The sequence below is a fragment of the Streptomyces sp. BBFR25 genome (genome assembly GCF_044590125.1).
GTDB lineage: Bacteria > Actinomycetota > Actinomycetes > Streptomycetales > Streptomycetaceae > Streptomyces > Streptomyces canus_D.
Map to the genome: position 1 here is coordinate 5,016,630 of NZ_CP172447.1, position 9,371 is coordinate 5,026,000.

Below are 9,371 nucleotides of genomic sequence, written 5' to 3' on the forward strand. Positions count from 1 at the left end.
AATCTTCCGGGAAGCGTCAGCGGGGTGCAGGCCAGGCACCCGGTGGGCCTCTCGCCCCCGGTCTGCGGTTCCGGAAGGGCCCGCGACTCCCACTGCAGGGAAGTCCCGAAAAGGGACATTCATGTCAGCGAGAGCGCGACACGCCCGACCGCGTGGGTCGGAGGGGGAGCGGAAGAAAAGGGACCACCGGGTCCAGAGCGTTTCGAGAGACAGGACTACTGAGTAGCCATGGCGGGACAGAAGATCCGCATCCGGCTCAAGGCCTACGACCACGAGGTCATCGACTCTTCGGCGAAGAAGATCGTCGAGACGGTGACTCGCACTGGTGCGTCGGTCGCGGGCCCGGTGCCGCTGCCCACTGAGAAGAACGTGTACTGCGTCATCAAGTCGCCGCACAAGTACAAGGACTCGCGCGAGCACTTCGAGATGCGCACGCACAAGCGCCTGATCGACATCCTCGACCCGACCCCCAAGACCGTTGACTCTCTGATGCGACTCGACCTCCCGGCCGGTGTCGACATCGAGATCAAGCTCTGAGGGCGGTGATCTGAAGATGACCAAGCAGATCAAGGGCATCCTGGGCGAGAAGCTCGGCATGACGCAGGTGTGGGACGAGAACAACCGCGTTGTTCCGGTCACCGTCGTCAAGGCCGGCCCCAACGTCGTCACCCAGGTCCGCACGAACGACGTCGACGGCTACGAGTCGGTCCAGATCGCCTTCGGCGAGATCGACCCGCGCAAGGTGAACAAGCCCCTCAAGGGCCACTTCGCCAAGGCCGACGTCACCCCCCGCCGTCACCTCGTCGAGATCCGTACCGCTGTCGCCAGCGAGTACACCCTCGGCCAGGAGATCACCGCTGAGACCTTCGAGTCCGGCGTGAAGGTCGACGTCACCGCGAAGAGCAAGGGCAAGGGCTTCGCCGGCGTCATGAAGCGCCACAACTTCAAGGGTGGCAAGGCGTCCCACGGTGCCCACCGTGTGCACCGCATGCCCGGATCCATCGGTGGCTGTGCCACCCCCGGCCGTGTCTTCAAGGGCATGCGCATGGCGGGTCGCATGGGCAACGAGCGGGTCACCACCCAGAACCTGACCGTTCACGCCGTTGACGCGGAGAAGGGCCTGCTCCTCATCAAGGGCGCGGTTCCTGGTCCGAACGGCGGCCTCGTCCTGGTCCGCACTGCGGCCAAGGGGGCCTGAGGTAACCGATGAGCACTGTTGACATCCTTTCGCCTGCCGGCGAGAAGACCGGAAGCGTCGAGCTCCCCGCGGAGATCTTCGGCGTGGAGAAGATCAGCATCCCGCTGATCCACCAGGTCGTCGTCGCGCAGAACGCCGCTGCCCGCCAGGGCACGCACAAGACCAAGCGTCGCGGCGAGGTCCGTGGTGGCGGCAAGAAGCCGTACCGCCAGAAGGGCACCGGCCGCGCCCGCCAGGGTTCGACCCGTGCGCCGCAGTTCGCCGGCGGTGGCGTCGTCCACGGCCCGCAGCCGCGTGACTACTCGCAGCGGACCCCGAAGAAGATGAAGGCCGCGGCCCTGCGCCACGCCCTCACCGACCGGGCCCGCCACAACCGCATCCACGTCGTGACCGGCGTCATCGAGGGCGAGAACCCGTCCACGAAGGCCGCCCGGACGCTGTTCGGCAAGATCTCGGAGCGCAAGAACCTGCTCCTGGTCGTCGACCGCGCCGACGAGGCCGCGTGGCTGTCCGCCCGCAACCTGCCCCAGATCCACATCCTGGAGCCGGGCCAGCTGAACACGTACGACGTTCTCGTCTCGGACGACGTGGTCTTCACCCAGGCCGCTTTCGAGTCCTTCGTGTCTGGCCCCAACAAGGCCGCTGACACCGAAGGGAGCGAAGCCTGATGGCTACGCGTCACCCGAGCATCGCCTCCAAGGCGGCCAAGGCCGCCAAGGCCGCGCGCGTCGCCAAGGCGCGCCGCCACGAGGCCGAGGGCAAGAACACCGTCGTCACCCCGGCCAGCAAGGCGTTCACGGACCCCCGTGACGTGCTGCTGAAGCCGGTCGTGTCCGAGAAGAGCTACGCGCTCCTCGACGAGAACAAGTACACGTTCATCGTCGCGCCGGGCTCCAACAAGACCCAGATCAAGGAGGCCGTCCAGGCGGTCTTCTCGGTCAAGGTCACCGGGGTCAACACGATCAACCGCCAGGGCAAGCGGAAGCGGACCCGCACGGGCTTCGGCAAGCGTGCCGACAGCAAGCGCGCGATCGTGACCCTCGCCGAGGGCGACCGTATCGACATCTTCGGCGGTCCGACCTCCTGACGGAGGTCCGGATCGTCCGGAATCGGACGAGGACTGAGAAATGGGAATCCGCAAGTACAAGCCGACGACGCCGGGCCGCCGTGGCTCCTCCGTCGCCGACTTCGTCGAGGTCACGCGGTCCACGCCGGAGAAGTCGCTGGTCCGCCCGCTGCACAGCAAGGGCGGCCGTAACAACGCCGGTCGTGTGACCGTTCGCCACCAGGGTGGCGGACACAAGCGCGCCTACCGTGTCATCGACTTCCGTCGGCACGACAAGGACGGCGTGCCGGCGAAGGTCGCGCACATCGAGTACGACCCCAACCGCACCGCGCGCATCGCGCTGCTGCACTACGCCGACGGCGAGAAGCGCTACATCCTCGCCCCGCGCAACCTGCAGCAGGGTGACCGCGTCGAGAACGGTCCCGGGGCCGACATCAAGCCGGGCAACAACCTGGCGCTCCGCAACATCCCGGTCGGTACCACGATCCACGCGATCGAGCTCCGTCCCGGTGGCGGCGCCAAGTTCGCCCGCTCCGCCGGTGCCTCCGTGCAGCTGCTCGCGAAGGAGGGCTCGATGGCCCACCTGCGCATGCCGTCCGGAGAGATCCGCCTGGTCGACCAGCGCTGCCGCGCCACGGTCGGCGAGGTCGGCAACGCCGAGCAGAGCAACATCAACTGGGGCAAGGCGGGCCGTAAGCGCTGGCTGGGCGTTCGCCCGACCGTGCGTGGTGTGGTCATGAACCCGGTGGACCACCCGCACGGTGGTGGCGAAGGCCGTACCTCGGGTGGTCGCCACCCGGTGTCCCCCTGGGGCAAGAAGGAAGGCCGTACTCGTTCGCCCAAGAAGGCGTCGAACAAGTACATCGTCCGCCGCCGCAAGACGAACAAGAAGCGCTAAGGACGGGTTGAGATGCCTCGTAGCTTGAAGAAGGGACCCTTCGTCGACGACCACCTGATCAAGAAGGTGGACACGCAGAACGAAGCCGGTACCAAGAACGTCATCAAGACCTGGTCCCGTCGCTCGATGATCGTCCCGGCGATGCTCGGCCACACGATCGCGGTGCACAACGGCAAGACCCACATCCCGGTGTTTGTCACCGAGTCCATGGTCGGCCACAAGCTCGGCGAGTTCTCGCCGACGCGCACCTTCCGGGGTCACGTCAAGGACGACCGGAAGTCGAAGCGCCGCTAACGCGGGGTGGAATGACCATGACAAACACTGAAGGGACAACCATGGAAGCCAGGGCCCAGGCGCGGTACATCCGCGTCACGCCCATGAAGGCCCGCCGCGTGGTGGACCTCATCCGTGGCATGGATGCCACGGAGGCTCAGGCGGTCCTGCGTTTCGCCCCGCAGGCCGCGAGCGTGCCGGTCGGCAAGGTGCTGGACAGCGCCATCGCCAATGCCGCGCACAACTACGACCACACCGACGCCGACAGCCTCTTCATTTCCGAGGCCTACGTCGACGAGGGCCCGACCCTGAAGCGGTTCCGGCCGCGTGCCCAGGGCCGCGCCTACCGGATCCGCAAGCGGACCAGCCACATCACCGTGGTCGTCAGCAGCAAGGAAGGAACCCGGTAATGGGCCAGAAGGTAAACCCGCACGGGTTCCGGCTCGGCATCACCACCGACTTCAAGTCGCGTTGGTACGCCGACAAGCTGTACAAGGACTACGTCAAGGAAGACGTCGCCATCCGTCGGATGCTGACGTCCGGCATGGAGCGCGCCGGCATCTCCAAGGTCGAGATCGAGCGCACCCGTGACCGCGTCCGCGTGGACATCCACACGGCTCGTCCGGGCATCGTCATCGGCCGCCGCGGTGCGGAGGCCGACAAGATCCGCGGTCAGCTCGAGAAGCTCACCGGCAAGCAGGTCCAGCTGAACATCCTCGAGGTCAAGAGCCCCGAGACCGACGCTCAGCTGGTTGCCCAGGCCGTCGCCGAGCAGCTCTCCTCCCGCGTCTCCTTCCGTCGCGCCATGCGCAAGAGCATGCAGGGCACGATGAAGGCCGGCGCCAAGGGCATCAAGATCCAGTGCGGTGGCCGCCTCGGTGGCGCCGAGATGTCCCGCTCGGAGTTCTACCGCGAGGGCCGTGTGCCCCTGCACACGCTCCGCGCGAACGTGGACTACGGCTTCTTCGAGGCCAAGACGACCTTCGGCCGCATCGGTGTGAAGGTCTGGATCTACAAGGGCGACGTCAAGAACATCGCCGAGGTCCGCGCCGAGAACGCCGCCGCGCGTGCGGGCAACCGCCCGGCCCGCGGTGGCGGCAACGACCGCCCGGCCCGTGGTGGCCGCGGTGGCGAGCGTCGCGGGCGCAAGCCGCAGCAGCAGTCGGCTCCGGCCGCCGAGGCCCCCAAGGCCGAGGCGCCCGCCGCTGCCGCTCCGGCTGAGAGCACCGGAACGGAGGCCTGACCGTCATGCTGATCCCCCGTAGGGTCAAGCACCGCAAGCAGCACCACCCCAAGCGCCGCGGCATGGCCAAGGGCGGTACGCAGGTTGCGTTCGGCGAGTACGGCATCCAGGCCCTCACGCCGGCGTACGTGACCAACCGCCAGATCGAGGCGGCCCGTATCGCGATGACCCGCCACATCAAGCGTGGCGGCAAGGTCTGGATCAACATCTACCCGGACCGCCCGCTCACGAAGAAGCCGGCCGAGACCCGCATGGGTTCCGGTAAGGGTTCTCCGGAGTGGTGGATCGCGAACGTGCACCCGGGTCGGGTCATGTTCGAGCTGTCCTACCCCAACGAGAAGATCGCCCGTGAGGCGCTGACTCGTGCGGCCCACAAGCTGCCGATGAAGTGCCGGATCGTCAAGCGCGAGGCAGGTGAAGCGTGATGTCGGCCGGTACCAAGGCGTCCGAGCTGCGCGAGCTGGGCAACGAGGAGCTTCTCGCGAAGCTCCGCGAGGCCAAGGAAGAGCTGTTCAACCTCCGCTTCCAGGCGGCGACGGGTCAGCTCGAGAACCACGGTCGGCTGAAGGCCGTCCGCAAGGACATCGCGCGGATCTACACCCTGATGCGTGAGCGCGAGCTGGGCATCGAGACGGTGGAGAGCGCCTGATGAGCGAGAACAACGTGACTGAAGAGACGAAGGCCGGCCGCGGCTTCCGCAAGACCCGTCAGGGTCTGGTCGTCAGCGACAAGATGGACAAGACCGTCGTCGTCGCCGTCGAGGACCGCGTGACCCACGCGCTGTACGGCAAGGTCATCCGCCGTACCAACAAGCTCAAGGCTCACGACGAGCAGAACGCCGCGGGTGTCGGCGACCGCGTCCTCCTCATGGAGACCCGGCCGCTGTCCGCGACGAAGCGCTGGCGCGTCGTCGAGGTCCTCGAGAAGGCCAAGTAAGAAATCTCCTGCGGGGCATCCCCCACAGGACAGTTCCGCCAGGCTCCGGGAGCCGGTCACCCAGTGATCGGCTCCCGGGGAACCGGCAGACAATCAGGAGATAGACGTGATCCAGCAGGAGTCGCGACTGCGCGTCGCCGACAACACGGGTGCGAAGGAAATCCTCACCATCCGTGTGCTCGGTGGCTCCGGTCGCCGCTACGCGGGTATCGGTGACGTCATCGTCGCCACCGTCAAGGACGCGATCCCCGGTGGCAACGTGAAGAAGGGTGACGTCGTCAAGGCGGTCATCGTTCGCACCGTCAAGGAGCGCCGCCGTCCGGACGGCTCGTACATCCGCTTCGACGAGAACGCCGCCGTCATTCTGAAGAACGACGGCGACCCTCGCGGCACCCGTATCTTCGGCCCGGTCGGCCGTGAGCTGCGCGAGAAGAAGTTCATGAAGATCATCTCCCTCGCGCCGGAGGTGCTGTGAGCATGAAGATCAAGAAGGGCGACCTGGTCCAGGTCATCACCGGTAAGGACAAGGGCAAGCAGGGCAAGGTCATCGCGGCCTTCCCCCGCGAGGACCGCGTCCTGGTCGAGGGTGTCAACCGGGTCAAGAAGCACACCAAGGCCGGTCCGACCGCTCGCGGTTCGCAGGCCGGCGGCATCGTGACCACCGAGGCGCCGATCCACGTCTCCAACGTCCAGCTGGTCGTGGAGAAGGACGGCAACAAGGTCGTCACGCGCGTCGGTTACCGCTTCGACGACGAGGGCAACAAGATCCGCGTTGCCAAGCGGACGGGTGAGGACATCTGATGGCGACCACCACCACTCCGCGTCTCAAGACGAAGTACCGCGAGGAGATCGCGGGCAAGCTGCGTGAGGAGTTCTCCTACGAGAACGTCATGCAGATCCCCGGCCTCGTCAAGATCGTGGTCAACATGGGTGTCGGCGACGCCGCCCGTGACTCGAAGCTGATCGAGGGCGCGATCCGCGACCTGACCACCATCACCGGTCAGAAGCCGGCCGTCACCAAGGCCCGCAAGTCCATCGCGCAGTTCAAGCTGCGTGAGGGCCAGCCGATCGGTGCCCACGTCACGCTCCGTGGCGACCGCATGTGGGAGTTCCTGGACCGCACCCTGTCGCTCGCGCTGCCGCGCATCCGCGACTTCCGTGGTCTGTCCCCCAAGCAGTTCGACGGCCGTGGCAACTACACCTTCGGTCTCACCGAGCAGGTCATGTTCCACGAGATCGACCAGGACAAGATCGACCGCACCCGGGGTATGGACATCACCGTGGTGACCACGGCGACCAACGACGCTGAGGGCCGCGCGCTCCTCCGTCACCTCGGCTTCCCCTTCAAGGAGGCGTGAGCGAGATGGCGAAGAAGGCTCTGATTGCCAAGGCTGCTCGCAAGCCCAAGTTCGGTGTCCGCGGCTACACGCGCTGCCAGCGCTGCGGCCGTCCGCACTCCGTCTACCGCAAGTTCGGCCTGTGCCGCGTGTGCCTTCGTGAGATGGCTCACCGTGGCGAGCTGCCGGGCGTGACCAAGAGCTCCTGGTAATCCGGTAATCCCGGGTTATTCAGACTCTCGGTAAGCAACTGGGTCGGCAGAAGCCCGCCCTCGCATGCCGTAGGCTTGCGGGGTTGGGCGTCTGCCGCCCGTACGACTTACTACGCCGTAGGTCCACCGCGCCGCACCCGTCCCGTCTCGGATCGGGGAGAGGGATGGCGCACCAGGAAACCCCGGCGAGAGAGGCCGAAGGCCAATTCATGACCATGACTGATCCGATCGCAGACATGCTTACGCGTCTGCGGAACGCGAACTCGGCGTACCACGACTCTGTGACGATGCCGGCGTCCAAGATCAAGTCTCACATCGCGGAGATCCTCCAGCAGGAGGGCTTCATCACGGGCTGGAAGACCGAGGACGCCGAGGTCGGCAAGAACCTCGTCCTCGAGCTGAAGTTCGGCCCGAACCGTGAGCGCTCCATCGCGGGCATCAAGCGGATCTCCAAGCCCGGTCTCCGGGTGTACGCGAAGTCCACCAACCTGCCCAAGGTGCTGGGTGGCCTCGGCGTGGCGATCATCTCCACGTCCCACGGGCTCCTCACCGACAAGCAGGCCGGCAAGAAGGGCGTAGGCGGAGAAGTCCTCGCCTACGTCTGGTAACGGAAGGGAACGGAGGAAACAGCTATGTCGCGCATCGGCAAGCTCCCCATCGCGGTTCCCGCCGGCGTGGACGTCACCATCGACGGCCGTACGGTCTCGGTCAAGGGCCCCAAGGGCACGCTGACCCACACCGTCGTGGCGCCGATCGACATCGCCAAGGGTGAGGACGGCGTGCTGAACGTCACCCGCCCCAACGACGAGCGTCAGAGCAAGGCCCTGCACGGCCTGTCCCGCACGCTGGTGGCGAACATGATCACCGGCGTGACCCAGGGTTACGTGAAGAAGCTCGAGATCAGCGGTGTCGGTTACCGCGTGCTCGCCAAGGGTTCGAACCTGGAGTTCTCCCTCGGCTACAGCCACCCGATCCTCGTCGAGGCCCCCGAGGGAATCACCTTCAAGGTGGAGAACCCGACCCACTTCTCGGTGGAGGGCATCGACAAGCAGAAGGTCGGCGAGGTTGCGGCCAACATCCGCAAGCTGCGCAAGCCCGACCCGTACAAGGCCAAGGGCGTCAAGTACGAGGGCGAAGTCATCCGCCGCAAGGTCGGAAAGGCGGGTAAGTAAGCCATGGCATACGGACAGAAGATCCTCAAGGGCGACGCCTACAAGCGCGCCGCGATCAAGCGCCGCCACATCCGGATTCGCAAGAATCTCTCGGGTACGGCGGAGCGTCCCCGTCTGGTCGTTACCCGTTCGAACCGCCACATCGTGGCCCAGGTGATCGACGACATCAAGGGTCACACCCTGGCGTCGGCGTCCACCCTGGACACCTCGATCCGTGGTGGCGAGGCCGACAAGTCCGCGCAGGCCAAGCAGGTCGGCGCCCTGGTCGCCGAGCGCGCCAAGGCCGCCGGTGTCGAGGCCGTCGTGTTCGACCGTGGTGGCAACCAGTACGCCGGGCGCATCGCAGCCCTGGCGGACGCCGCCCGCGAAGCCGGACTGAAGTTCTGAGCCGGTTCCGTATCGCTAGCGGAAACAGAGAGAGGTAATTCCAATGGCTGGACCCCAGCGCCGCGGGAGCGGTGCCGGTGGCGGCGAGCGGCGGGACCGGAAGGGCCGTGACGGTGGCGCAGGTGCCGCCGAGAAGACCGCTTACGTTGAGCGCGTCGTCGCGATCAACCGCGTCGCCAAGGTTGTGAAGGGTGGTCGTCGCTTCAGCTTCACCGCGCTGGTCGTGGTGGGCGACGGTGACGGCACCGTGGGTGTCGGATACGGCAAGGCCAAGGAGGTGCCGGCCGCCATCGCCAAGGGCGTTGAGGAGGCCAAGAAGCACTTCTTCAAGGTCCCCCGCATCCAGGGCACCATCCCGCACCCCATCCAGGGTGAGAAGGCTGCCGGCGTCGTGCTGCTCAAGCCCGCGTCCCCCGGTACCGGCGTGATCGCCGGTGGTCCGGTGCGCGCCGTGCTCGAGTGCGCCGGTATCCACGACGTGCTGTCGAAGTCGCTCGGCTCCGACAACCAGATCAACATCGTGCACGCGACCGTGGAGGCCCTCAAGGGGCTGCAGCGTCCCGAGGAGATCGCGGCCCGCCGTGGTCTGCCGCTCGAGGACGTCGCCCCCGCGGCCCTTCTCCGTGCGCGTGCCGGGGCGGGTGCGTAA

Annotated in this window: 19 protein-coding genes; all 19 read left to right on the top strand. The window is 66.6% G+C overall.

The window, feature by feature from the left end:
* Nucleotides 1-228: 228 nt before the first annotated feature.
* A complete protein-coding gene (gene rpsJ, locus ACGH52_RS22990) occupies nt 229-537 on the top strand; it encodes a 30S ribosomal protein S10 (RefSeq protein ID WP_003948644.1) in 309 nt (102 codons plus the stop codon).
* Nucleotides 538-553: 16 nt separating this feature from the next.
* Nucleotides 554-1,198: a 50S ribosomal protein L3 gene (rplC, locus tag ACGH52_RS22995; protein ID WP_059300027.1), complete on the top strand. Its 645-nt coding sequence runs from the start codon at nt 554-556 to the stop codon at nt 1,196-1,198.
* 8 nt (nt 1,199-1,206) lie between these two features.
* The gene (gene rplD, locus ACGH52_RS23000; RefSeq protein ID WP_052839853.1) at nt 1,207-1,866 is read left to right on the top strand and encodes a 50S ribosomal protein L4; all 660 of its coding nucleotides are present in this window, start codon (nt 1,207-1,209) and stop codon (nt 1,864-1,866) included.
* The gene (rplW, locus tag ACGH52_RS23005; RefSeq protein WP_007443985.1) at nt 1,866-2,285 is read left to right on the top strand and encodes a 50S ribosomal protein L23; all 420 of its coding nucleotides are present in this window, start codon (nt 1,866-1,868) and stop codon (nt 2,283-2,285) included. The genes rplD and rplW overlap by 1 nt, the downstream gene beginning before the upstream one ends.
* Nucleotides 2,286-2,325: 40 nt before the next feature.
* Nucleotides 2,326-3,162 carry a 50S ribosomal protein L2 gene (rplB, locus tag ACGH52_RS23010; protein ID WP_030400225.1) on the top strand — a complete coding sequence of 279 codons (837 nt, stop codon included), beginning with the start codon at nt 2,326-2,328 and terminating at the stop codon, nt 3,160-3,162.
* A 12-nt stretch (nt 3,163-3,174) separates the two neighbouring features.
* Entirely contained in the window at nt 3,175-3,456 is a 282-nt protein-coding gene (gene rpsS / locus ACGH52_RS23015) for a 30S ribosomal protein S19 (RefSeq protein ID WP_003974263.1), read from the top strand.
* Nucleotides 3,457-3,497: 41 nt separating this feature from the next.
* Nucleotides 3,498-3,845, top strand: a complete 348-nt coding sequence (rplV, locus tag ACGH52_RS23020; protein WP_003974262.1) for a 50S ribosomal protein L22 — start codon at nt 3,498-3,500, stop codon at nt 3,843-3,845.
* Nucleotides 3,845-4,678: a 30S ribosomal protein S3 gene (gene rpsC, locus ACGH52_RS23025; protein WP_003974261.1), complete on the top strand. Its 834-nt coding sequence runs from the start codon at nt 3,845-3,847 to the stop codon at nt 4,676-4,678. Before rplV ends, rpsC begins: the two co-directional genes overlap by 1 nt.
* Before the next feature lie 5 nt (nt 4,679-4,683).
* The gene (rplP, locus tag ACGH52_RS23030; protein ID WP_003974260.1) at nt 4,684-5,103 is read left to right on the top strand and encodes a 50S ribosomal protein L16; all 420 of its coding nucleotides are present in this window, start codon (nt 4,684-4,686) and stop codon (nt 5,101-5,103) included.
* A complete protein-coding gene (rpmC, locus tag ACGH52_RS23035; RefSeq protein WP_003974259.1) occupies nt 5,103-5,327 on the top strand; it encodes a 50S ribosomal protein L29 in 225 nt (74 codons plus the stop codon). The genes rplP and rpmC overlap by 1 nt, the downstream gene beginning before the upstream one ends.
* Nucleotides 5,327-5,614, top strand: a complete 288-nt coding sequence (gene rpsQ / locus ACGH52_RS23040) for a 30S ribosomal protein S17 (RefSeq protein WP_210974119.1) — start codon at nt 5,327-5,329, stop codon at nt 5,612-5,614. Before rpmC ends, rpsQ begins: the two co-directional genes overlap by 1 nt.
* A 106-nt stretch (nt 5,615-5,720) precedes the next feature.
* On the top strand, nt 5,721-6,089 hold the full coding sequence (rplN, locus tag ACGH52_RS23045) for a 50S ribosomal protein L14 (RefSeq protein WP_003974257.1): 369 nt from the start codon (nt 5,721-5,723) through the stop codon (nt 6,087-6,089).
* 2 nt (nt 6,090-6,091) lie between these two features.
* Entirely contained in the window at nt 6,092-6,415 is a 324-nt protein-coding gene (gene rplX, locus ACGH52_RS23050) for a 50S ribosomal protein L24 (protein WP_003992365.1), read from the top strand.
* Nucleotides 6,415-6,972: a 50S ribosomal protein L5 gene (gene rplE, locus ACGH52_RS23055; RefSeq protein ID WP_003974255.1), complete on the top strand. Its 558-nt coding sequence runs from the start codon at nt 6,415-6,417 to the stop codon at nt 6,970-6,972. Before rplX ends, rplE begins: the two co-directional genes overlap by 1 nt.
* A gap of 5 nt (nt 6,973-6,977) precedes the next feature.
* Nucleotides 6,978-7,163, top strand: coding sequence for a type Z 30S ribosomal protein S14 (locus ACGH52_RS23060; RefSeq protein ID WP_003948630.1), 186 nt, complete (start codon nt 6,978-6,980; stop codon nt 7,161-7,163).
* Between the two features lie 209 nt (nt 7,164-7,372).
* On the top strand, nt 7,373-7,771 hold the full coding sequence (gene rpsH / locus ACGH52_RS23065) for a 30S ribosomal protein S8 (protein WP_026248232.1): 399 nt from the start codon (nt 7,373-7,375) through the stop codon (nt 7,769-7,771).
* A gap of 24 nt (nt 7,772-7,795) precedes the next feature.
* Nucleotides 7,796-8,335, top strand: a complete 540-nt coding sequence (rplF, locus tag ACGH52_RS23070) for a 50S ribosomal protein L6 (RefSeq protein ID WP_030145478.1) — start codon at nt 7,796-7,798, stop codon at nt 8,333-8,335.
* A 3-nt stretch (nt 8,336-8,338) separates the two neighbouring features.
* Nucleotides 8,339-8,722 (top strand): 50S ribosomal protein L18, encoded by a 384-nt coding sequence (gene rplR / locus ACGH52_RS23075; protein ID WP_003974252.1) that lies wholly within the window; start codon nt 8,339-8,341, stop codon nt 8,720-8,722.
* Between the two features lie 43 nt (nt 8,723-8,765).
* Nucleotides 8,766-9,371 carry a 30S ribosomal protein S5 gene (gene rpsE / locus ACGH52_RS23080; protein WP_003974251.1) on the top strand — a complete coding sequence of 202 codons (606 nt, stop codon included), beginning with the start codon at nt 8,766-8,768 and terminating at the stop codon, nt 9,369-9,371.